Below are 21,514 nucleotides of genomic sequence, written 5' to 3' on the forward strand. Positions count from 1 at the left end.
CTCAGTCGGCCTCCCTCAGATCGACGATCCGCTTGATCTTGCCGACCGACCGCTCCAGGGTCTCCGGATCGACGATCTCCGCTCCGACGCTCACACCGACCTCGTCCTTCACCGCTGCCACGATGGCCAGGGCGGCCGCCTCACGCTCGGCCGTCGAGGCACCGGCCCGCGCCTCGGCCCGTACGGTCAGCGCGTCCATCCGCCCCTGCCGGGTCAGCCGCAACTGGAAGTGCGGGGCGACCCCCGGTGTCCGCAGCACGATCTCCTCGACCTGGGTGGGGAAGAGATTCACCCCGCGCAGGATCACCATGTCGTCACTGCGGCCGGTGACCTTCTCCATCCTGCGGAAGACGCGTGCCGTGCCCGGCAGCAGCCGGGTCAGATCACGGGTCCGGTAGCGGATCACCGGCATCGCCTCCTTGGTGAGCGAGGTGAGGACCAGCTCGCCCTCCTCCCCGTCGGGAAGGACATCCCCGGTGAGCGGATCGACGACCTCCGGATAGAAGTGGTCCTCCCATATGTGGAGCCCGTCCTTGGTCTCCACGCACTCCTGGGCCACCCCAGGGCCCATCACCTCCGACAGTCCGTAGATGTCGACGGCGTCGATGGCGAACCGCTCCTCGATCTCGCCGCGCATCCGCTCGGTCCAGGGCTCGGCGCCGAAGATTCCCACCTTCAGCGACGTCGACCGGGGATCGATCCCCTGACGCTCGAACTCGTCCAGCAGCGTCAGCATGTACGAGGGTGTGATCATGATGATCTCGGGCCGGAAGTCCTGGATCAGCCGCACCTGGCGCGCGGTCATGCCCCCGGACGCCGGAATGACGGTGCAGCCGAGGCGCTCCGCGCCGTAATGCGCGCCCAGGCCCCCCGTGAACAGGCCGTATCCGTAGGCCACATGGGCCTTGTGGCCCGGTCGCCCGCCCGCCGCCCTGATCGACCTGGCGACGACATCCGCCCAGGTGTCCAGGTCGCGCTCGGTGTACCCGGCCACCGTGGGCCGCCCGGTCGTGCCGCTGGAGGCGTGGAGCCGCCGCACCCGGTCCTCGGGCACGGCGAACATCCCGAACGGGTAGTTGTCGCGCAGATCGGCCTTGACGGTGAACGGAAAGCGGGAGAGATCGGCGAGCGAACGGCAGTCCTCGGGCAGCAGCCCCGCCTTGTCGAAGGCCCCGCGGTAGAAGCCGACGTTGTCATAGGCGTGCCGCAGCGTGGCCCGCAGCCGCTCCAGCTGCAGGGCTTCGAGCTCGTCGCGGCCGAGCCGCTCACCGGCGTCAAGCAGCGCGGTCATACGGATCATCTCCTCGCCGACCGGCGACCGACCATTCGTTCGCCTCCTTGGAGCAGTAATTCAGGAGGTGAGGGGTTCTGGCAAGGGGGGTGCCTGGCCTGTGGACAACTCCTGTCAGAAGCCCAGCTCCGTGAGCCCCGGGTGGTCGTCGGGCCGCCGTCCGGGCGCCCAGTGGAACCGGCGCTCCGGCTCCTCGATCGGGACGTCGTTGATCGACGCGTGACGCACCCGCATGAGTCCGGCGTTGTCGAAGTCCCAGTTCTCGTTGCCGAAGGACCGGTACCAGCGGCCGGCGTCGTCGTGCCACTCGTAGGCGAAGCGCACGGCGATCCGGCTGCCCTCGTGCGCCCACAGCTCCTTGACGAGACGGTAGTCGAGCTCACGGGCCCACTTGCGTGTCAGAAATCCGATGATCTCCTGGCGTCCCGTCACCCACTCGCTGCGATTGCGCCATCGGGAGTCCGGTGTGTAGGCGAGCGCGACCTTCTCCGGGTCCCGGGTGTTCCAGCCGTCCTCGGCGCGGCGGACCTTCGCGAGCGCGGACTCCTGGGTGAAGGGCGGCACGAGCGGTTGTGTGTTCATGTGACCTCTCCGGTGACTCCTCCGAAAGGGTGAGAACGTGCGTTCTCACCCGGTGCCGTACTGTAGGAGAACGCCCGTTCTCACGCAAGGAGACAAGGGGGAGTCCCGTTGGATCCCGAACGAGCCCGGTCCGCTGCCCGGTCCGCTGCGCTGCAAGCGGCCGAGGACCTCTTCTACGCGCGCGGCATCCAGGCCGTCGGCATGGACGAGATCCGCTCCGCGTCCGGTGTGCCGCTCAAGCGCATGTACGCGCTCTTCCCCTCCAAGTCCGCACTGGTCCGTGCCTGCCTCGAAGCCCGGGACACCCGGTGGCGCGCACAGCTCGCCGCCTACGTGGACAGCCGGCCCGGGCCGCCGCGGGAACGCGTCCTCGCGGTCTTCGACTGGCTGTACTCCTGGTTCTCCGAGCCCGGCTTCCGCGGCTGCGCCTTCACCAACAGCTTCGGCGAGATCGGAGCGACGGACTCCTCCGTCGCGGACATCGCACGCCTCCACAAGGACGCCTTCCGCGCCTACGTCACCGGCCTGGTCGTGTCGGCGGGACAGCCGGAGGACTCCGCCCCCGCCTACGTACTGCTCGCCGAAGGGGCGATCGTCACCGCCGCACTCTCCGGAACGCCGGAGCCCGCACACCAGGCCCGCCGGGCGGCCGCCCGGCTCCTGGCAGACCCCGCCGTCACCTGATTCGCTGTGGGCGTACGCGCCCGCGACGGTCCGCCGTGCCTGTTTGGATGTCTGCCATGCCGATCTTCAGTACGTACGACGGAACCGAACTCGCCTACCACCTGGTGGGCGAGGGCGAACCGCTGATCTGCCTGCCGGGCGGCCCGATGCGGGCGGCCCGCTACTTCGGTGACCTCGGCGGTCTGTCCGCACGACGGCAGCTGGTGCTGCTCGATCTACGGGGCACAGGGGACTCCGCCGTCCCGCGGGACCCGGCGACGTACCGGATGGACCGGCTCGTCGACGACGTGGAGGCGCTCAGGGCGCACCTCGGCCTGGAGCAGGCCGATGTACTGGGCCACTCCGCCTCCGGCGAACTCGCGGCGCTCTACGCGGCGAAGTACCCCCGGCGACTGCGCTCCCTCACCCTGGTCACACCCGGGACCGGCACCCTGGGCCTCCCCGCCACCGACCAGGACCGACGCGACGCCGCCGCGCTGCGCGCCCACGAGCCCTGGTACGCCGAGGCAAGGGCCGCTCTGGACGAGATCCAGGCCGGACGTGCGACCCCCGAGGCCTGGGAGGGGATCCGGCCCTTCACCTACGGGCGCTGGGACGCCGAGGCCCAGGCCCACGCCGCCCTGTCACCCACCCAGCGCAATGCCCTGGCCGGATCGCTCTACTACCCCGAGGACGGCCTCGACACGGAATCCACCGTCGCCGCACTGCGGGAGCTGCCGGTGCCCGTCCTCGTCCTCGCGGGGGAGTACGACGGAGGTCCCAGCCCCGACCGCGCCGCTGAGCTCGCCGCGCTCTTCCCCCACGCGGAGTTCGTCGTCCAGCGCGGCGCCGCCCACTTCCCGTGGATGGACGACCCCGGTGCCTTCGTCCGCACCGTCGCCGCCTTTCTCGACCCCGACGTCAGCAGCGTGCAGGCGGGCGGCATCCGGCTCGCGTACCGCACCTGGGGCGAGCCGTCGGCCCCGCCCGTCATCCTCGCCCACGGGCGGAGCGGCAGCAGCCTCGACTGGACGGAGGTGGCCGAACACCTCGCGGCCCGCCACCGGGTGTACGCACTCGATTTCCGGGGCCACGGCCTCAGCGACTGGCCCGGCCGGTACTCCTTCGAGTTCTTCCGTGACGACCTGCACGCCTTCCTGGAGGCCCGCAATCTCTCCGGTGCCACGGTGATCGGTCACTCGATGGGCGGCGCCGCGGCCCTGTTGCTCGCCGAGCGGCACCCGGCCCTGGTCGGCGCCCTGGTCATCGAGGACGCCCCCACCCTGCTCCCGCTCGACCCGCCCAGGAACCCGGCCGAACGGCCCCCGGGAGAGCTCGACTTCGACTGGCAGGTCGTGCCGTCCATCGACGCCCAGCTGAACGCCCCTGACCCGGCCGCCCGGGAGCACCTGGGGGAGATCACCGCCCCCGCACTGGTCGTCGGAGGCGCCCGCAGCCATGTCGACCAGGAGCAACTGGCCTGGATGGCGGAGCAGATACCAGGAGGGCGGTTCGTCTCCGTCGACGCCGGCCACCTCGTGCACGCCGACAACCCGCAGGCGTTCCTCGACGCCCTCAGGGCGTTCGGCGTCGGCTGACGGGGCCCGCGCCTGCCCCGCCGGCCGTACCGCCGCCGTCAGCCGCGGTGCAGCAGCGTCACCATGACCTCGTACAGCGTCGCCTCGGGGTCGGCCGCCGCGCCCTCGGAACGCCAGGCCACGAATCCGTCGGGGCGCACCAGCACGGCGCCCTCGGGGGACGTCCCGTGGGAGGCGGCCCAGTCGGCGCCGTCCACAGGCTCCAGGTCGGCGCCCGGGGCGGAGCCGATCCCGAAGGCCTCCAGCGGGACCGACAGGCGCTTCGCCACCTGCTCCGCCGCCGCACGCCAGTCCGGACGCCGGGCGTCGGAGAGCAGCACGAACGACTTCTCGTAGAGGTCGAGCGTCGACACGCGTTCGCCGTCCCGGCCGAGCCACAGGTGCGGCGCCCGGGTGCCTGGCTCACCCGTGAGGCCCATGCCGTCGGGAACCACCGGGAGGCCGGGGTCGACACCCAGGACGGCGCCCCGCACATAGCGGTAGCCGAGCGCGACCGTGAGCATGCCGCCCTTGCGGCCGCCGGTCGGGCCGGGTGAACCGGCGAAACCCGGGTGGCTGTGCTCTCCCGAACGGGCCGACGCACGCGCGCTCGTGGCCTTCGCCACCGGCAGCCGTTCCGCCTCGTACGTCCCGAGCAGGCCGGGGCCCGCCGCCTCGTCGATCACGGCGGCCAGCTTCCAGGCCAGGTTGTGCGCGTCCTGGATACCGGTGTTGGAACCGAACGCCCCGGTGGGGGACATCTCGTGCGCCGAGTCACCCGCCAGGAAGACCCGGCCGCAGCCGTACCGCTCGGCGACCCGCTCGGCCGCGTGCCACGGGGCCTTGCCCGTGATCTCCACGTCCAGGTCCGGCGCTCCGACCGCCCTGCGGATGTGATCCACGCACCGCTCGTCGGTGAAGTCCTCCAGCGTCTCGCCCCGGTCGGGCTGCCACGGCGCGTGGAACACCCACTGCTCCTCGTTGTCCACGGGCAGCAGCGCACCGTCCGCGTCCGGGGCGGTCAGATAGCAGACGATGAAGCGCCGGTCGCCCACCACGGAGGCGAGCCGCCGGGAGCGGAACGTGACGCTCACATTGTGGAAGAGGTCGCCCGGCCCCGTCTGGCCGATGCCCAGCTGCTCCCGGACCGGACTGCGGGGTCCGTCGGCCGCCACGAGATAGTCCGCGCGCACCGTGGTGTGCTCCCCGGTCTCCCGGTCCTTGACCACCGCTGTGACCCCGTCCGCGTCCTGTTCGAAGGTCAGGAGCTCGGTGGAGAACCGCAGTTCACCGCCCTGTGCCCGGGCATGGGACACGAGCACGGGTTCCAGGTCGTTCTGGCTGCACAGGCACCAGCCGCTCGGGCTGAACCTGGCGATCCCGCCGCCCGGGTCGATCTCCTTGAACAGCCACTCCTGGTCGTCGCCGGTGAGCGACCCGGCCTGGAGGATTCCATGATTGTCCGCCAGCACGGACGCGGCGTCCCGGATCAGCTGCTCGGCCCCCGCGGTCCTGAACAACTCCATGGTGCGGACGTTGTTCCCGCGTCCACGTGGGTGGGTCGAGGTGCCGGCGTGCTTCTCCACCAGCAGGTGGCGGACGCCGAGCCGGCTCAGGAAGAGGGAGGTGGACAGGCCCACCAGGGAGCCGCCCACGATGAGGACCGGTACGCGGAGGTCGACGTTCTCGTTCATCAGTTGCTCCAGCTCGGACGCGGACGGATGCAGTGTCCATGCCCTCGCGGGAGGCCTTCGGCCGGGCTTCGGGCGGCGCCTCACCTGAACGGTTCATAAATCTCGCGCCGTCGCCACCCGCGTTCCACGATCAGTCGCGGGAGTGATGCCCGCGACGCGGGGGTGGACTTCACACGCCGGCGGTCAGGGACCTGCGCCGCTTCCACCGAAACCGACGGATGACGAGAGGCCACGGGACGTGGCCGCCGCACCGTCTCGAAGGAGAGCGAAAGATGACAACCCTCTCGGAACGGATATCTCAGTCCGCCTTCGACGGTTCGAGGCTCCGGGTCATACTGCTGCTGGACCTGCACGACGGCGCCCAGAACCAGTTCCTCGAGGCGTACGAGCACATGCGCAACCAGGTCGCGTCGACCCCCGGACACATCAGCGACCAGCTCTGCCAGTCCATCGAGAACCCCTCGCAGTGGCTCATCACCAGCGAGTGGGAGAGTGCACCGCCCTTCCTCGCCTGGGTGAACAGCGAGGAGCACGTGGCGATGGTGCAGCCGCTGCACAGCTGTGTACGCGACACGCGCTCCCTGCGCTTCAGCGTGCTGAGGGAGACCGGGACCGGGTTCGAGAGCACCACCCCCGAGGCCGCCAGGGGCAGCCTCCAGGCAGCCCCCCGGCTCGGTGACGGCATCGTGCGTCACGCCCTCACCTTCACGGTGAAGCCCGGCACGGAGGAGATGGTCGCGAAGCTCCTCGCCGACTACGACTCCCCGCAGTCCCGCGTCGACGAGAACACCCGGCTGCGCCGCACCTCGCTCTTCATGCACGGAAACCGTGTCGTGCGCGCCGTCGAGATCGAGGGCGACCTCATGGCGGCTCTGCGCCATGTCTCCCGCCAGCCCGAGGTCAGGGCCGTCGAGGAGGCCATCAACCCGTATCTGGAGCAGGACCGCGACCTCAGCGACCCGGACTCCGCCCGGATGTTCTTCACCAGGGCCGCGCTCCCGACCGTCCACCATGTGACGGCCGGCCGGCACGCCGCCGGTGACGTCCAGCGGCACTCGCTGCTCTACCAGGCCAAGGAAGGCTGCGGCATGGCGCTGGCCCGGCTGCTGGCCGGTGAGGACGAGGAAGCGGCGAACGACACGTCGAGCCCGATCGAGAGCAGCACGATCTTCCAGCGTGACGACATCGTGGTGAGGCTCCTCGAGGTGAGCGGTCCGCTCGGCGCACAGCCCGAGCAGGCACTCGGCATCGGAGGCCACCGCAAGGCGGCCATGCTCGGCCGACTGCTCGACGGCGGTGCGAACGGCATCCCGACGAACGACCAGGAGGCCGCGCGGTTCCTCGCGCAGGCCGAGATGAACCTGATCACCGACCGTCGGGCCGCCGAGTCCTGATGCGTCTCCGGCAGCGGGGCCTCTCCGTGCTGCCGTCCCACCGCACAACGTGCCTGGAGGAGAACAGCCATGACCACCCACCGGCCTCGCATCGTGGACCTCAGCGAGACTCAGCCCAACCGCAGGCGCGGAGGTGACCTGCGCGCCATGCTCACCCCCACGGCGGTGGGCGCCACCAGCGGCTTCATGGGGCTGGCCATCGTCGCCCCCGGCGACCGCATCGGCGAGCACTACCACCCGTACTCCGAGGAGTTCGTGTACGTCGTGGAAGGGCTCCTCGAAGTGGACCTGGACGGCGAGTCGCACCCGATGCGGCCCGACCAGGGCCTGCTGATCCCGCCCCACGTCCGGCACCGCTTCCGCAACGTGGGCGACGGCGAAGCACGCATGGTCTTCCACCTCGGCCCGCTCGCCCCCCGGCCCGAACTCGGACACGTGGACACCGAGGTCACCGAAACCGCGGACCCCAGTGACGGCTACGCCCCGCCGGAACGAACGGGGGCCGCCTCATGACCCGGAGGGTGGCCGTCACCGGGGTCGGCGTCGTCGCCCCCGGTGGCATCGGGGCCCCGGCGTTCTGGGACCTGCTCGCCAACGGCCGTACCGCGACCCGTGGCATCACCCTGTTCGACCCGGCGGAGTTCCGCTCACGCATCGCGGCCGAGTGCGACTTCGACCCCGTCGCCCACGGCCTGGACGCGGACCTGATCGCCCGCTCGGACCGGTACGTCCAGTTCGCGCTGGTGGCGGCCAGGGAGGCGCTCGGAGACGCCGGACTCGATCTCGAACGGGAGGACCCCTGGCGCGTCGGGGTCTCCCTCGGAACCGCGGTCGGTGGCACCACACGCCTGGAGCACGACTACGTCGCCGTCAGCGGCAGCGGTGCGCGCTGGGACGTCGACCACCGGCCGGCGGGCGCCCACCTCGAACGGGCATTCGCGCCCAGCACCCTCGCCTCCGCGGTCGCCGAGGAGGTCGGCGCGCACGGTCCCGTGCAGACGGTCTCGACGGGCTGCACCTCGGGCCTCGACGCGATCGGGTACGCCTTCCACTCCGTCGAGGAGGGCCGCGTCGACATCTGCGTGGCCGGCGCGTCCGACACGCCGATCACCCCCATCACGGTGGCCTGCTTCGACGCGATCAAGGCGACATCGGCGAACAACGACGACCCGGAGCACGCCTCCAGGCCGTTCGACGCCCGCCGCGACGGATTCGTCATGGGCGAGGGCGGCGCCGTCCTCGTCCTCGAGGAGCTGGAGCACGCCCGCGCCCGAGGCGCGACCGTCTACTGCGAGATATCCGGCTACGCCACGTTCGGCAACGCCTACCACATGACCGGGCTGACCACCGAGGGCCTGGAGATGGCCGAGGCCATCAACACCGCCCTCGCCCACGCCCGGCTCGACGGATCGCAGGTCGACTACGTCAACGCGCACGGCTCGGGCACCAAGCAGAACGACCGGCACGAGACGGCAGCGGTGAAGAAGGCCCTCGGCGCGCACGCGTACAAGGTGCCGATGAGCTCGATCAAGTCGATGGTCGGGCACTCGCTCGGCGCCATCGGAGCGATCGAGATCGCCGCGTGCGTCCTCGCACTCCAGCACCAGACGGTGCCGCCGACGGCCAACTACGAGACCGCGGACCCCGAGTGCGATCTCGACTACGTACCCCGCACCGCACGGCCACTCAAGCTGCGCAGCGTGCTCTCGGTCGGCAGCGGCTTCGGCGGATTCCAGTCCGCCGTCGCCCTGACCAGATCAGGCGGGAGGACCCCATGAACGCCCCGGCAACCCCGGCACACCGCAGGACCGTCATCACGGGGATCGGTGTCGTCGCCCCCAACGGGACCGGCGCCGGTGCCTTCTGGAAGCAGACCCAGGAAGGGGTCAGCGTCCTCGACGAGGTGACCCGCGAGGGCTGCGAGAACCTCCCGCTCCGCGTCGCGGGCGAGGTCAGGGACTTCGACCCGGTCGCGTTCATCGAGGAACGCTTCCTCGTCCAGACCGACCGGTTCACGCACTACGCCATGGCCGCCGCCGACCTCGCCCTCGACGACGCACGGCTCGGCCGCGCGGACTACGAGGGCACGCCGTTCAAGGTGGGCGTCGTCACCGCCGCCGGATCCGGCGGCGGTGAGTTCGGCCAGCGTGAACTCCAGCGGCTCTGGGGCGAGGGCTCCCGCTTCGTCGGTCCGTACCAGTCCATCGCCTGGTTCTACGCGGCCAGCACGGGCCAGATCTCGATCCGCGGCGGCTTCAAGGGGCCGTGCGCCGTCGTCGCCAGCGACGAGGCCGGCGGTCTGGACGCGCTCATGCACGCCGCACGCTCCATCCGGCGCGGCACGGACGCCGTCGTGGTCGGCGCCGCCGAGGCACCGCTCGCGCCGTACTCCGTGGTCTGCCAGCTGGGCTACGAGGACCTCAGCCTCTGCGAGGAACCCACCCGCGCCTACCGGCCGTTCACCTCGGACGCATGTGGTTTCGTGCCCGCCGAGGGCGGCGCGATGCTGGTGGTCGAGGAGGAGACGGCGGCCCGCGACCGCGGTGCGAAGGTACGCGCCGAACTCGCCGGCCACGCGGCCACCTTCACCGGTGCGGCCCGCTGGGAAGAGTCCCGCGCCGGCCTGGCACGGGCGATCGAAGGGGCGCTGCGCGAAGCCGAATGCGCGCCCGAGGACATCGACGTCGTGTTCGCCGACGCACTGGGCGTGCCGTCGGCCGACCGGGCCGAGGCCCTGGCCATCGCCGACGCCCTCGGTGCGCACGGACGCCGGGTCCCGGTGACCGCGCCCAAGACCGGGACCGGCCGCGCGTACTGCGGCGCGCCCGTGCTCGACACCTCCGCTGCGGTGCTCGCCATGGAGCACGGCCTCGTGCCGCCGACGCCCAACGTCTTCGAGGTGTGCCACGACCTGGACGTGGTCACCGGGCGTGCGCGCCCCGCGGAACTGCGTACGGCGCTCGTGCTGAGCCGAGGACTCATGGGTTCGAACGCGGCCCTGGTGCTGCGGCGCCCCACCGACACCCCCGTGTGAGAAGGAGCAGTCCCTCATGACCGATCGACTGACGTACGAAGAGCTGGCCGTGCTCATGAAGAACGGCGCCGGCCTCACGGTCGACCCGTCGGAGATGGCCGGCCGACCCGGCTCGGCCTTCGACGAGTACGGCCTGGACTCGCTCGGGCTGCTCGGCATCGTGGCCGCGCTCGAGAACCGGTACGGCCGCCCGCTGCCGGCCGACGCCGACCGGTGCAGAACGCCCGGCGAGTTCCTCGACCTCGTGAACAACACCCCAGTGACAGGAGTCTGACGTGTCAGGACACACCGAGAACGACATCACCATCGCCGCCCCTCTGGACCTCGTCTGGGACATGACGAACGATCTGGAGAACTGGCCGCAGCTGTTCAGCGAGTACGCGGCCGTCGAGGTGATCGAGCGGGAGGGCCAGAAGACGACCTTCCGCCTCACGATGAAGCCCGACGACAACGGCAAGGTCTGGAGCTGGGTCTCCGAGCGCACCACGGACCGCCAGGGACGCAACGTACGCGCCCGGCGTGTCGAGCCCGGCCCGTTCCAGCACATGGACATCCAATGGGAGTACTCGGAGGTCCCGGGCGGCACACGCATGCTCTGGCGCCAGGACTTCGCGATGCGCCCCGACGCGCCGGTCGACGACGCGTGGATGACGGACAACATCAACCGCAACTCGCGCGTCCAGATGGAGCTCATCCGCGACAAGATCGAGCAGCGCGACCGGGAACGCCGCTCCGCCTCGGTCCCCGCCAACTGATGCCCCGAAAGGCAGCCGGATGCACCACGCACTGATCGTCGCCCGGATGGCCCCCGAGTCCGCGCCGGACATCGCGAAGCTGTTCGAGGCCTCCGACAACACCGACCTCCCGCACCTCGTCGGAGTCAACAGGCGCACCCTGTTCCAGTTCGGCGACGTGTATCTGCACCTGATCGAGTCCGAGCGGCCCCCGGGCCCGGAGATCGCCAAGGTGACGGAGCACCAGGAGTTCAAGGCCATCAGCGACCGGCTCACCGCCTTCGTGAGCCCGTACGACCCGCAGACCTGGCGCGGTCCGAAGGACGCGATGGCGCAGCAGTTCTACCGGTGGCAGAGCGACGGCGCCGCCTGACACACCGACGACCGCCCCGGGTCCGGCACCTGAGTGCCGGACCCGGGGCGGTCCCTGTGCGTGCGGCCGCGCCCTACGGCACGACGCACTCGAACGCGTGCAGATACGCGTTGACGGGGTGGACCTCGCCCACTCGCAGCCCCGCGTCGGACAGCCGGCCGAGCAGGCTCTCCCGGGTGTGCTTGGCACCCCCGACGTTGAGCAGGAGCAGCAGGTCCATGGCGGTGGTGAACCGCATCGACGGGGAGTCGTCCACGAGATTCTCGATGATCACCACCCGCGCGCCGGGCCGGGCCGCGGCGACCACGTTGCGCAGGGTCCTGCGGGTGCTCCCGTCGTCCCATTCGAGGATGTTCTTGATGATGTACATATCGGCCTCGACCGGGATGTCCTCACGGCAGTCACCGGGCACGATCCGTACACGCTCCGCGAGCGCGCCGCTCTCCCGCAGCCTGGGGTCCGCACGTGCCACGACACCCGGCAGGTCCAGGAGCGTGCCACGGACCGAGGGGTGCTTCTCCAGCAGACTCGCGAGCACATGCCCCTGGCCGCCGCCGATGTCGGCGACCGACGACACCCCGGTGAGATCCAGCCGGTCGGCGACATCCTGTGCGGACTGCACGCTCGATGTGGTCATCGCCCGGTTGAACACCTGGGCGGAGTCACCCGCGTCCTCGTGGAGATAGTCGAAGAAGCCCTTGCCGAAGGTCTCGGGGAAGACGCTCGCGCCGGAGCGCACCGCGTCGTCGAGCCGGGGCCAGACATCCCAGGTCCAGGGCTCGGTGCACCACAGGGAGATGTAGCGCAGACTGTTCGGGTCGTCCTCGCGCAGCAGCCGGGACATCTCGGTGTGGACGAACTCCCCGTCCGCCGTCTCCTCGAAGATCCCGTAGCAGCACAGCGCGCGCAGCAGACGCCGCAGAGGTACCTCCTCGGCGTCCACGACCCGGGCGAGTTCGGCGGCCGATGCCGGCGTCTCGCCCAGCGCGTCGGGCACCCGCAGCCGCGCCGCCGCGCGCACGGCCGCCGCGCAGGCGGCCCCGAACGCGAGCTCCCGCAGCCGCATGGACGGCGGCGGGGTACGGGTGACGGAAACCTTCGCCGCTGTGGCAGCGGCCGCGACAGGGGTGGTCTCGGGGGTGGGACTCACGGTGGTCATACCGTCTCGTTTCTCCTTGTACGGGGGTGAGCCGTCGTACGGGTGCGAGCCGTCATCCGGCGCACATGCCGGCCGGGACGGACGTCCCGCACGTGTTGCTGACGAAGGTGTTGCCGGTGCCCGAGGCGTCGCCGTCGGCAAGGTCGGCCGGCTTGTTGCCCTGCACGAGGTTGTGGCTGATGGTGTTGTCGGTGTTCAGCGCGCCCACGAAGCTCTTGAACAGCAGGACGCCGCCCGAGAGCGGGGTCGAGCCGACGTTGTCCCGGATGACGTTGGACCGTACGACGGTGGCCTCGCTGCCGGTGAGGACGATTCCGGATCCCTGGAGCGCGGGCAGGCGCGGGGTCGCCGCACAGAACTTGTTGTTCCCGGTGATGCGGTTGCCGCTGATCGTCATCGCGCCTGCGGCGGGCTTGGACTCGTCACCCACGACGAAGACCCCGCTGCAGTTGCCGGTCAGCGTGTTGCCGTCGATACGCAGGTTGCGCACCCGGCGGGCCGTGACGCCGATGCGGTTCCCGCTCACCGAGTTGTCCAGTACGGCCGTCCCTCCGGTGTCGGTGGCCCCGCCCTCCTCGGTGACGGAGTTGGCGACGAAGATCCCCGCGTCGCCGTTTCCGGTGGCGCTGTTCTGCCGGAAGTCACCACGGGTCGACCGCTCCTGCGCGATGCCCCAGGTGCCGTTGGACCGTGCGTCCACCTTCCGGACACTGAGCCCGTCCGTCCACGACGCCCAGATGCCGCTCTCGTCGAAGCCGGAGACGGTCAGCGAGCGGATGCTGACATCGTCGACGGTGTGGCCCTTGGTCCCGATGACGCAGATCCCGTTCCCGCCGGTGGCACAGGCGTTGGCGGCCTTGGTACCGTCCGCGGCCGCGGGGGTGATGACCGTACGCTCGCCGGTGCCGAGCAGGGTCAGTCCCGGCTTGGTGACCAGGACGCTCTCGCGGTACGTACCGGGCAGGATGACGACGGTGTCGCCGGGCTGTGCGGCGTCCACCGCGCTCTGGATGGAATCACCCGGGCGCACCACATGATCACCGGGACCCGCAGCGGCGGTGGGAACGGCCGCGAGACCCAGTGCCGAGGCTGTGGCGACGGTGATACCCGCCAGGCATTTCATGTGTCTTTTCCTCATGAGCCGAAGCTATGGGCGATCCACCGCGGGTGCCACGCAAGGTGAGCGTATGGACACATGGCGTGCCTGAATGGCTTACCGCGCCCGCACCACGCCATCCGCGGCCGTAGCGTGTCCCCATGACGGGCGAGCGCGATCTACGCACACTGCTGCACAGCATGCGACCGGAGCTGAGGCCCGGCCGCTACGTCTACGCGACGCTGCCCGGCGGTGAGGTGCCCACCGGGGTCACGCCCGTGGTCACCGTCCGCGAGCGGGAAGGACTCACGCTCGTCGTCCCCGAGGAGCAGGCCGTGGAGGAAGGACTCGCCCACGACTTCGTCGCCGGCTGGATCACACTCCGGGTGCATTCGGCGCTGGACGCCGTCGGACTGACCGCCGCGGTCTCCCTGGCCCTCACGGACGCGGGGATCAGCTGCAACGTGGTCGCCGGATACCACCACGATCATCTCTTCGTGCCGTACACCCGTGCGGACGAGGCGATCCGGGCGCTCGAAGCACTGGCCGCCGAGTCCGGATAGGAGTGCCCGGCTCCATCACGTGAGCCGGGACACGTACCATGGCGCCCATGTCCTTCCTCCGCCGCCGTAGCGCCGCCACACCCGCGGGCCCGGACTTCGACGTCCTGGCCATGGACCCGGGGGACTGGCCCGGCAACCTCGGCGCCGGTCTGCTGCCCGCGCCCGACGGGAGCTGTCAAGGCGTGTTCCTGCGCTACGACCTGTTCGGCGGACGCGGACCCGCGATGATCATCGGTAATCTGCCGGAGGGCTCACCGGCGCGCGAGACCGAGGAGGGCCAGGTCCCCTTCGAGGTGGCCCAGCTCCTCCTCGCCCTCGAGAACGACGAGCCGGTCGAGGTGACCGGCACCGAGGACATGCCCGTCATGCAGGGTGACAGCCTGCTGGTCGTGCGCCGGATCAAGCTCTCCGAGAGCCGGATCTCCTGCGTCCAGTTCGACCGGAGCGACGGCGTGCTCGTCACCATCGCCAGCTGGGACCGGCCGATCACCGACGATCTGTACGCCCTGCTGAAGCCACTTCCGGCAGAACTGTTCCAACAGGGCTGAAACGTCCCTGCGACACCGGACGCGGCACCCGGGCCGCCGACGTCCCGATCCCCGTGGGCCCACTGATGTACCACGGGGTTCCGGTGCCCCGGCGCAGATCCTCCTCGCGGTAGCGCCGGCAGTCCCGGTGCCAGATCAGGATCCCCGCCATCCAGTGCTGGAGTTCCAGCACATAGCCGGCCAGTGTCTCCCTCGCCTCGGTGTCCAGGTCGAAGTCGTCGTAGAGAACAGGCAGTTCCCGCTCCGCGACATGCTGGAACTGGCGCATCCGGGAATTCATCAGGTCGTCCACGATCGCCACCCCCGTCGGATAGTCGACCCCGAAGAAGTTCTGGACGACCAGGACCCCGTTGTGCACCTCACCCTCGTACTCGATCTCCTTCTGGTACGAGAACACGTCGTTCAGCAGGCACGCGTAGTCCGCCGCAGCGTTCTCCAGGGAGCGCAGCGGACCACTGCGGTACACGGCGTCCGGAACCTTCCTGCCGTGACCCAGCCGGCACAGACTCATCGTGAGATCCGAGCCGAACGTCGCCCTGCGCATCTCCATGTAGTCCACCGGATCGGGAATCCGGTTCTGCGCCTGGTTCGCCAGCTCCCAGAGCCAGCTCGCCGTCATCGACTCCACCGACTCGCGGAAGCTGCGGCGCGCGTCGTCCCCCATCGGCCCCGCCGTCCGCCGCCACAGGTCGCCGAGCCCGCGCTCCAGCGCGTTGACCGGCTCGGGCGTGGACGATCCGTCCAGCGGCATGAACAGGGACAGCCGCTCGTTGGCCAGCCGGGCCCCCGCCAGATCCCGCGTCCGGCCGTGCACCACGGGGAACCAGTCATCGCCGTACGTCCCCCAGGTCAGCCACCCCGAGGACAGATCGAGCTCGTCCGGGGTCGCGTCCGGGTGCAGCCCCGCGGCGCAGAGCGGCAGATCGGTCGCGATGAGCCGCTCCTCGTCCCAGATGTGCGAACCCGGCACGCCCGGCTGAGCCTCCAGCAGCCCCATCCGGCGCGACCAGTCCACGATCCGCACGCGTGCCCCGTCCAGATGCGGGCTCAGCGTCGTGCTGAACGGCATGTCGAAGTCCGGCAGCAGCGACGGGCCGACGTGCTGATACGGAACATGCGTATGGCTGCGCAGCCGGAACGACTCCGAGCGGGGGGTCAGCCGCAACGAGGCCGCGGCCATCCCGAAACCGGGAACGCTCTCGTCCGCGCCGCCGTCGTTCATGTAGCGGCTGGAGCGCATGTGCCACTCGTGGCCGCCGGACTGCCAGTCCTGAAGCCCCTTGACGTACGCCAGAACGGCGGCCGTCCCGTCGGGGGTGAGACCTTTCTCCGCGCAGAGCGGACCCAGCTCGGTGAGGGCGGTGTTCTCGAACTGCTGAAGGCGCGAGGTGAGCAGATCGTTGACCGCCTCGGCCGCCTCCTGGGTCGAGCAGCCCAGGAACCTCTCCAGGACCAGTACGCCGTTGCTGTTCTCGCCCTCCTCCTCGACCTCGCGCTGGTAGGAGAACAGGTCGTTGCGCAGATGCACACCGTCGGAGAAGGCGTCCCGCAGCACCCGCAGCGGCCGCGAGGCGACCACCGCGTCAGGGACCTCCGCGTTCGCCGCGTACTCCACGAGCCCCGCCGACCAGGGTGCGCCGCCCACCTTGCGGCGCATCTCGATGTACTCGACGGGGTTGGCGATACGCCCCTCGTCGATGTTCGAGAGCTCCCACAAGGACTCGTTGAGAAGATTCTCCGTCGACTCGGCGAACCGGGCCCGCCAGGCATCGGACATGGCCGGCACGGTCCTGGCCCAGAGATCGGCCAGTCCCGCCTCCACCGGATTGGTCGGCTCCGGTGTCGCCGCACCCCGCTCCATCGGCATGAAGGCCGGCAGACGGTCCAGATACCGCTTCCCGCCCTCACGGTCCGGTGTGCGTTTGAACAGCTCCAGGAAATGGTCGTCGAAGAAGAAGACCCACACATACCAGTCGGTGACCAGGGACAAGGCCTCGGCCGAGCAGTCCGGGTGCGTGTAGGAGCAGAGCAGCGCGTAGTCGTGGGATTCGAGATCCCTCTCCTCCCAGATACCGGAACCCTCCAGCATCCCCATTCCGCGCGCCCACTCCCGGGTGTGGCTCCGGGCCGCCTCCAGATGAGGGTTGAGACGCGCCGGGTACGGCACGTAGAAGTCCGGCAGTGAGAAGGGCTGTGCCATGTGCGTCCGGCCTTTCCGAGAACTCCGCGCGCTCCACGCGGACCGGTCCTGTCGGCGCCAGCACTACCCCTCGGCCATACGGGGCACGCACAGCGCGAAATAGTCACACAAGCTCATCTACAGCGGCACACTGCACTCTTGACTCGCCAACACCTCGCGCCACAGAGTGTGCGCCGACCGGTGAACGCGGGGAGCGCCCCCGCAACCGCTCTGCCCACCGGCCCAAGAAGGGTTGTCATGACGTCGCAGCAGAGGATCAGACTCGCGCTCGCGCTGACCACGGCAGGAGCGCTGAGCATGGCGCTCCTGACCCCCGGCGCGGCAGGCGCGGACGCCGTACGACCGGAATGCCCGCGCGGACTGGAGTGCGACTGGGTCCCCGCGGCCTACCAGCAGACCGGTGACCCCGCGGACAAGGACACCTACGGAAACTACGACACGGCGAACCGGCCCGACACCAACGCCATCAAGTTCATCGTCCTGCACGACACCGAGGAAGACTTCGACAGCACCCTGAAGATCTTCCAGGACCCCACCAACCAGACGTCCGCCCACTACGTGGTGCGCTCGGCCGACGGCCATGTCACACAGATGGTGAAGAACAAGGACGTCGCCTGGCAGGCGGGCAACTGGTACGTCAACTCCCACTCCATCGGCATCGAGCAGGAGGGCGTCGCGACCGAGGGCGCCACCTGGTACACCCCCGAGATGTACCGCTCGACCGCTCGACTGGTGCGCCACCTCGCGGCGAAGTACGACATTCCGCTCGACCGGCAGCACATCCTCGGCCACGACGGGGTGCCGCCCACCAGCGCCGAGGGGACCCAGAACATGCACTGGGACCCGGGACCCTACTGGGACTGGAACCACTTCATGGCGCTGCTCGGCAAGCCCACCGAGCCGAGCGCGCCCACCGGCAGTGAACTGGTCACCGTCAGCCCGGACTTCACGGAAAATCAGCAGGACTTCCGCGACTGCGAGAAGGACGTCGACCTGCCCCGGCAGGCCAGCAGCGCGGTGCCGCTGCACACCGGACCCTCCTCGGACTCGCCGCTCTTCTCCGACCCGGGACTGCACCCGGACGGCTCGCCCGGGACGAACTGCGTCGCGGACTGGGGCAGCAAGATCAGCGCCACCCAGCAGGCCGTCGTCGCCGACCGGGCACCCGGCTGGACCGCGATCTGGTGGTACGGCGACAAGGCGTGGTTCCGCAACCCCGCGGGAACCCGGGTCGTCACCCCCACGGCCGGCCTTGTCGTGCGGCCCAAGGCCGGCAAGGAGGAAGTCCCGGTGTACGGCGTCGCCTACCCGGAGAAGTCGGAGTACCCCACGGACTTCGACCGGCCGACCGTGGGCAGCCCGCTCGTCTACACGCTCAAGGCCGGGCAGGCCTTCCCCGGCGGCGGCGAGGCACCCAACGGCTACTACTACGCACCGACGATCGACTCCTCGAAGCCGTACGACCACACGTACTTCCGAGGGGACCAGACGTATGTGACGGTCCAGATCGGCCATCGGATCGGCTTCGTGAAGACGTCCGACGTCGATGTGGTGCGAGCCGGATCATGAGCAGCTGCTGAGATCCGCGGCGTGAGCGCTGCGGGTGCGAGAGGCGGCTGTGCACGTCACAGACGCGCGCTGCGGGACCCATGTGTCGGCACCGGTCCCGCAGCGCGCTTCCCCCGTCGTCAGGCCGGTCGGACCGGCGTGGTCATTGTGGGTCAGCGTGTGCCCACCGCCGCGCGCACGGCCCGCCTGGCCATCGCGCAGTCGTCGTGCAGCCTGCGCAGCAGCAGCCGCTGCTCCTCGCCGGAGGAGAGCGCGCCCTGCCGCGGCTGGCCGCCACCGGCCGGTGCGCCTTCGCGCATGGCCCGCTGGACGGCGGTCTCGTACGTACGGATCTCCCGGGTCAGCACGATCATGAGGTTGACCAGGAAGGCGTCACGGGCAGCGGCGCCGGCCGACTGTGCCAGCTGGCTGATCTGACGCCGGGACGCGGGTGCGTCACCGAGGACCGCCCAGAGCGTCGCGAGGTCGTACCCCGGCAGATACCAGCCGGCGTGCTCCCAGTCGACCAGTACGGGGCCGGTGGGCGGCAGCAGGATGTTCGACAGGAGGGCATCACCATGGCAGAACTGGCCCATGCCCTGTCGGCCGCCCGCGTGTGCCAGGCCGTGCAACAGCTTCTGCAGATCCCCCAGATCGCGATCGGTGAAGAGACCGAGCTCGTGATAGCGGGCGATGCGCGAGGCGTAGTCCAGGGGCGCGTCGAACAGGCCGGCCGGTGGCCTCCAGGCATTGATCCGGCTGACCGCGCCGAGCACCGCGCGCAGATCCGCACGGGGCGGTGCCTCCGCGGGATGCCTCGTCAGCGCCGCGACCCTGCCGGGCATCCGCTCGATCACCAGGGTGCAGTTCTCCGGGTCGGCGGCGATGAGCCGCGGGGCCCGGACCGGTGGGCGGTGCCTGACGAAGGCGCGGTATGCCGCTATTTCGTGCCGGAACCGCTCCGTCCAGGCGGGGGAGTGATCGAGTAAACACTTGGCCACCGCGGTCGTGCGTCCTGTCGTGCCCACGATGAGCACGGAACGTCCGCTGCGGCGCAGCACCTGCACGGGGCTGAACTCCGGACAGATGCGGTGCACGGACGCGATGGCCATCCGCAGCTGTGCGCCCTGAGGACCCGACAGGTCCAGTCGGCCGCTGAGCGGTTGGGAGCCCGGCCCCGTCGCCCGCCGGGCCCGGACCGCACCGGGTGCCGGTGCGGCGGCGCGGGGGGCGAGATACGGCCCGCCGCCCGCCCCCGTCGGACGAAGCGGCCGGGGAGGGGCGGACACGGAGGACGATGCTGTGTACATGGGCGAGACAGATCCCTTCGTGCGCCGACAAGTTGCGTGCGCCGCCCCGGCCGGCGGCCGTTCGGCACCCTGGGGAGTACCTAGGGCTGCCGGGCGGGGTGGCGCATTCCTACCTGACACCGGCCCGCGGGTGGCACAACATCTAGCGACCCCTGGCGAACCCTGGCGAATATTCGCCCGGCATCAACTGGGGGGCTAGGGTCAAGTCAGCCGAGAACCTGGGGGCTTGACGTGACCGGAGAACCCAACACCCGTCTGTCCGACCTGTTCGGCCTGGCCGGCTGGTCCAAGGGCGAGCTCGCGAGAATGGTGAACAGGCAGGCGGCGGCCATGGGCCACCTCCAGCTCGCCACCGACACCTCGCGGGTGCGGCGCTGGATCGACATGGGGGAGTCCCCCCGCGATCCCGTGCCCGAGGTGCTGGCAGCTCTGTTCACCGAGCGGCTCGGCCGTGTCGTGACCATCGAGGACCTCGGGTTCGGCCGACGCGGGCGTGTGGGGAAGCGGCGAAAAGCCGGGACGGAAGACAATCCCGACGGTTTGCCGTGGGCGCCCGAACGGACGGCAGCGGTCCTCACCGAATTCACGGGAATGGACCTCATGCTCAACCGACGCGGCTTGGTGGGCGCGGGCGCAGCGCTCGCCGCGGGCTCAGCACTCACCGGCGCCATGTACGACTGGCTGCATTCCGAGCCCGCTCCGGCGGCCCGGGCCTCCCGGCTCAACGACCCTCTGTACGCCGACAACGCCGGCTTCGACCTCTACGAGGCCGCTCCCGTCGGATCCGACGAGATCGAGGCACTCGAACGCTCGGTCGAGGTGTTCCGGGCCTGGGACGCCTCCAGAGGCGGAGGCCTCCAGCGCAAGGCCGTCGTGGGCCAGCTCAACGAGGTGGGCGGCATGCTCGCCTACCGCCACCCCGAGCATCTGCAGCGCCGTCTCTGGGGCGTCGCCGCCAACCTCGCGGTCCTCGCCGGCTGGATGTCACACGACGTCGGCCTGGAACCCACCGCCCAGAAGTACTTCGTGATCGCCGCTCACGCGGCGCGCGAGGGAGGCGACCGTCCCCGAGCGGGAGAGGCGCTGTCCCGTGCCGCCCGTCAGATGGTCCACCTGGGCCGGCCGGACGACGCCCTGGACCTGATGAAGCTCGCCAAGTCGGGTTCGGGGGAGGAGACCCTGCCGCGTACCCGGGCCATGCTGCACACCATCGAGGCCTGGGCGCAGGCGTCGATGGGGCACGGGCAGGCCATGCGCCGCACACTCGGAGAGGCCGAGGAGCTCTTCGTCTCGGACAAGGGCGATGTCCCGTCGCCGAGTTGGATGCAGATGTTCGACGAGGCGGACATGCACGGGATGCAGGCCCTGGCCTTCCGTACGCTCGCAGAGCACGACCCGGGTGCGGCCTCCACAGCCCAGCGTCACGCCAAGCAGGCGCTGGATCTCCGGGTGCACGGCCGCCAGCGCTCCAAGATCTTCGACTACATCTCGCTCGCCTCGGCGTGCTTCATCGCCGACGACCCCGAGCAGGCCGATCGCTACGCACGGCTCGCCCTGGTCTCGATGGGGGAGACGTCCTCGCAGCGGACCTGGGACCGGTTGCGCGAGATGTACCGGCTCACCGGCCAGTTCGCGGGATACGCCAAGATCGAGGATCTGCGCGCGGAGATCGCACGCGCCCTGCCCTCGGGCGCGTCCAAGAAGGCGAAGGGCACCCAGATCTGACCTGGCCGACCGTCGGCGCACAG

The 21,514-nt window shown here is 70.3% G+C and carries 20 protein-coding genes; 13 read left to right on the forward strand and 7 right to left on the reverse strand.

The window, feature by feature from the left end; translation table 11 throughout:
* Position 1 precedes the first annotated feature (1 nt).
* A complete protein-coding gene (paaK, locus tag OG623_RS33570; protein ID WP_406151376.1) occupies positions 2-1,291 on the reverse strand; it encodes a phenylacetate--CoA ligase PaaK in 1,290 nt (429 codons plus the stop codon).
* 114 nt (positions 1,292-1,405) lie between these two features.
* On the reverse strand, positions 1,406-1,873 hold the full coding sequence (locus tag OG623_RS33575; protein ID WP_406151377.1) for a DUF1348 family protein: 468 nt from the start codon (positions 1,871-1,873) through the stop codon (positions 1,406-1,408).
* A 108-nt stretch (positions 1,874-1,981) separates the two neighbouring features.
* On the opposite strand from OG623_RS33575, the gene OG623_RS33580 reads away from it, so the two are divergent.
* Together OG623_RS33580 and OG623_RS33585 are read left to right on the forward strand one after the other, a co-directional pair.
* On the forward strand, positions 1,982-2,557 hold the full coding sequence (locus OG623_RS33580) for a TetR/AcrR family transcriptional regulator (protein ID WP_406151378.1): 576 nt from the start codon (positions 1,982-1,984) through the stop codon (positions 2,555-2,557).
* A gap of 56 nt (positions 2,558-2,613) precedes the next feature.
* Complete coding sequence (locus tag OG623_RS33585) at positions 2,614-4,134, forward strand: alpha/beta fold hydrolase (protein WP_406151379.1); 1,521 nt, start codon at positions 2,614-2,616, stop codon at positions 4,132-4,134.
* A gap of 38 nt (positions 4,135-4,172) precedes the next feature.
* Here OG623_RS33585 and OG623_RS33590 read toward each other — a convergent pair whose 3' ends face one another.
* Positions 4,173-5,807, reverse strand: a complete 1,635-nt coding sequence (locus OG623_RS33590; RefSeq protein WP_406151380.1) for an FAD-dependent oxidoreductase — start codon at positions 5,805-5,807, stop codon at positions 4,173-4,175.
* Positions 5,808-6,079: 272 nt separating this feature from the next.
* On the opposite strand from OG623_RS33590, the gene OG623_RS33595 reads away from it, so the two are divergent.
* From OG623_RS33595 to OG623_RS33625, 7 genes are all read left to right on the forward strand, one after another.
* A complete protein-coding gene (locus OG623_RS33595) occupies positions 6,080-7,201 on the forward strand; it encodes a SchA/CurD-like domain-containing protein (protein WP_406151381.1) in 1,122 nt (373 codons plus the stop codon).
* A 69-nt stretch (positions 7,202-7,270) separates the two neighbouring features.
* Positions 7,271-7,714: a cupin domain-containing protein gene (locus OG623_RS33600; RefSeq protein ID WP_406151382.1), complete on the forward strand. Its 444-nt coding sequence runs from the start codon at positions 7,271-7,273 to the stop codon at positions 7,712-7,714.
* On the forward strand, positions 7,711-8,979 hold the full coding sequence (locus OG623_RS33605; RefSeq protein ID WP_406151383.1) for a beta-ketoacyl-[acyl-carrier-protein] synthase family protein: 1,269 nt from the start codon (positions 7,711-7,713) through the stop codon (positions 8,977-8,979). The genes OG623_RS33600 and OG623_RS33605 overlap by 4 nt, the downstream gene beginning before the upstream one ends.
* Entirely contained in the window at positions 8,976-10,235 is a 1,260-nt protein-coding gene (locus tag OG623_RS33610) for a ketosynthase chain-length factor (protein ID WP_406151384.1), read from the forward strand. Before OG623_RS33605 ends, OG623_RS33610 begins: the two co-directional genes overlap by 4 nt.
* Before the next feature lie 16 nt (positions 10,236-10,251).
* Entirely contained in the window at positions 10,252-10,509 is a 258-nt protein-coding gene (locus OG623_RS33615; RefSeq protein WP_406151385.1) for an acyl carrier protein, read from the forward strand.
* A gap of 1 nt (position 10,510) precedes the next feature.
* Positions 10,511-10,990 (forward strand): SRPBCC family protein, encoded by a 480-nt coding sequence (locus tag OG623_RS33620; protein WP_406151386.1) that lies wholly within the window; start codon positions 10,511-10,513, stop codon positions 10,988-10,990.
* Between the two features lie 19 nt (positions 10,991-11,009).
* Positions 11,010-11,342, forward strand: a complete 333-nt coding sequence (locus OG623_RS33625; protein WP_406151387.1) for a TcmI family type II polyketide cyclase — start codon at positions 11,010-11,012, stop codon at positions 11,340-11,342.
* A 73-nt stretch (positions 11,343-11,415) separates the two neighbouring features.
* On the opposite strand, the gene OG623_RS33630 is transcribed toward OG623_RS33625, so the two are convergent.
* Positions 11,416-12,501: a methyltransferase gene (locus OG623_RS33630; RefSeq protein ID WP_406151388.1), complete on the reverse strand. Its 1,086-nt coding sequence runs from the start codon at positions 12,499-12,501 to the stop codon at positions 11,416-11,418.
* A gap of 52 nt (positions 12,502-12,553) precedes the next feature.
* On the reverse strand, positions 12,554-13,624 hold the full coding sequence (locus tag OG623_RS33635; protein ID WP_406151389.1) for a nitrous oxide reductase family maturation protein NosD: 1,071 nt from the start codon (positions 13,622-13,624) through the stop codon (positions 12,554-12,556).
* Positions 13,625-13,758: 134 nt separating this feature from the next.
* Between OG623_RS33635 and OG623_RS33640 the strand changes: the two genes are divergently transcribed.
* Both OG623_RS33640 and OG623_RS33645 read left to right on the forward strand, forming a co-directional pair.
* A complete protein-coding gene (locus tag OG623_RS33640; RefSeq protein WP_406151390.1) occupies positions 13,759-14,160 on the forward strand; it encodes an ACT domain-containing protein in 402 nt (133 codons plus the stop codon).
* 47 nt (positions 14,161-14,207) lie between these two features.
* On the forward strand, positions 14,208-14,708 hold the full coding sequence (locus OG623_RS33645) for a hypothetical protein (RefSeq protein WP_362893470.1): 501 nt from the start codon (positions 14,208-14,210) through the stop codon (positions 14,706-14,708).
* On the opposite strand, the gene OG623_RS33650 is transcribed toward OG623_RS33645, so the two are convergent.
* A complete protein-coding gene (locus tag OG623_RS33650; RefSeq protein ID WP_406151391.1) occupies positions 14,647-16,908 on the reverse strand; it encodes a germacradienol/geosmin synthase in 2,262 nt (753 codons plus the stop codon). The two genes, OG623_RS33645 and OG623_RS33650, sit on opposite strands and share 62 nt — an antisense overlap.
* Before the next feature lie 237 nt (positions 16,909-17,145).
* On the opposite strand from OG623_RS33650, the gene OG623_RS33655 reads away from it, so the two are divergent.
* Positions 17,146-18,477 carry an N-acetylmuramoyl-L-alanine amidase gene (locus tag OG623_RS33655; RefSeq protein ID WP_406151392.1) on the forward strand — a complete coding sequence of 444 codons (1,332 nt, stop codon included), beginning with the start codon at positions 17,146-17,148 and terminating at the stop codon, positions 18,475-18,477.
* Between the two features lie 152 nt (positions 18,478-18,629).
* Here OG623_RS33655 and OG623_RS33660 read toward each other — a convergent pair whose 3' ends face one another.
* Entirely contained in the window at positions 18,630-19,766 is a 1,137-nt protein-coding gene (locus OG623_RS33660; protein WP_406151393.1) for an aminoglycoside phosphotransferase family protein, read from the reverse strand.
* 231 nt (positions 19,767-19,997) lie between these two features.
* On the opposite strand from OG623_RS33660, the gene OG623_RS33665 reads away from it, so the two are divergent.
* On the forward strand, positions 19,998-21,491 hold the full coding sequence (locus OG623_RS33665) for a hypothetical protein (protein WP_406151394.1): 1,494 nt from the start codon (positions 19,998-20,000) through the stop codon (positions 21,489-21,491).
* Positions 21,492-21,514: the final 23 nt, after the last annotated feature.

The organism is Streptomyces sp. NBC_01012, assembly GCF_045162755.1.
Taxonomy (GTDB): Bacteria; Actinomycetota; Actinomycetes; order Streptomycetales; family Streptomycetaceae; genus Streptomyces.

What these genes read in the sequence shown, in the direction of transcription:
- paaK (WP_406151376.1), bottom strand. Translation starts at nt 1,291, where the DNA reads ATGACCGCGCTGCTTGACGCCGGTGAGCGGCTCGGCCGCGACGAGCTC.
- OG623_RS33575 (WP_406151377.1), bottom strand. Translation starts at nt 1,873, where the DNA reads ATGAACACACAACCGCTCGTGCCGCCCTTCACCCAGGAGTCCGCGCTC.
- OG623_RS33585 (WP_406151379.1), top strand. Translation starts at nt 2,614, where the DNA reads ATGCCGATCTTCAGTACGTACGACGGAACCGAACTCGCCTACCACCTG.
- OG623_RS33590 (WP_406151380.1), bottom strand. Translation starts at nt 5,807, where the DNA reads ATGAACGAGAACGTCGACCTCCGCGTACCGGTCCTCATCGTGGGCGGC.
- OG623_RS33595 (WP_406151381.1), top strand. Translation starts at nt 6,080, where the DNA reads ATGACAACCCTCTCGGAACGGATATCTCAGTCCGCCTTCGACGGTTCG.
- OG623_RS33600 (WP_406151382.1), top strand. Translation starts at nt 7,271, where the DNA reads ATGACCACCCACCGGCCTCGCATCGTGGACCTCAGCGAGACTCAGCCC.
- OG623_RS33605 (WP_406151383.1), top strand. Translation starts at nt 7,711, where the DNA reads ATGACCCGGAGGGTGGCCGTCACCGGGGTCGGCGTCGTCGCCCCCGGT.
- OG623_RS33610 (WP_406151384.1), top strand. Translation starts at nt 8,976, where the DNA reads ATGAACGCCCCGGCAACCCCGGCACACCGCAGGACCGTCATCACGGGG.
- OG623_RS33615 (WP_406151385.1), top strand. Translation starts at nt 10,252, where the DNA reads ATGACCGATCGACTGACGTACGAAGAGCTGGCCGTGCTCATGAAGAAC.
- OG623_RS33625 (WP_406151387.1), top strand. Translation starts at nt 11,010, where the DNA reads ATGCACCACGCACTGATCGTCGCCCGGATGGCCCCCGAGTCCGCGCCG.
- OG623_RS33630 (WP_406151388.1), bottom strand. Translation starts at nt 12,501, where the DNA reads ATGACCACCGTGAGTCCCACCCCCGAGACCACCCCTGTCGCGGCCGCT.
- OG623_RS33635 (WP_406151389.1), bottom strand. Translation starts at nt 13,624, where the DNA reads ATGAAATGCCTGGCGGGTATCACCGTCGCCACAGCCTCGGCACTGGGT.
- OG623_RS33640 (WP_406151390.1), top strand. Translation starts at nt 13,759, where the DNA reads ATGACGGGCGAGCGCGATCTACGCACACTGCTGCACAGCATGCGACCG.
- OG623_RS33645 (WP_362893470.1), top strand. Translation starts at nt 14,208, where the DNA reads ATGTCCTTCCTCCGCCGCCGTAGCGCCGCCACACCCGCGGGCCCGGAC.
- OG623_RS33650 (WP_406151391.1), bottom strand. Translation starts at nt 16,908, where the DNA reads ATGGCACAGCCCTTCTCACTGCCGGACTTCTACGTGCCGTACCCGGCG.
- OG623_RS33655 (WP_406151392.1), top strand. Translation starts at nt 17,146, where the DNA reads ATGACGTCGCAGCAGAGGATCAGACTCGCGCTCGCGCTGACCACGGCA.
- OG623_RS33660 (WP_406151393.1), bottom strand. Translation starts at nt 19,766, where the DNA reads ATGTACACAGCATCGTCCTCCGTGTCCGCCCCTCCCCGGCCGCTTCGT.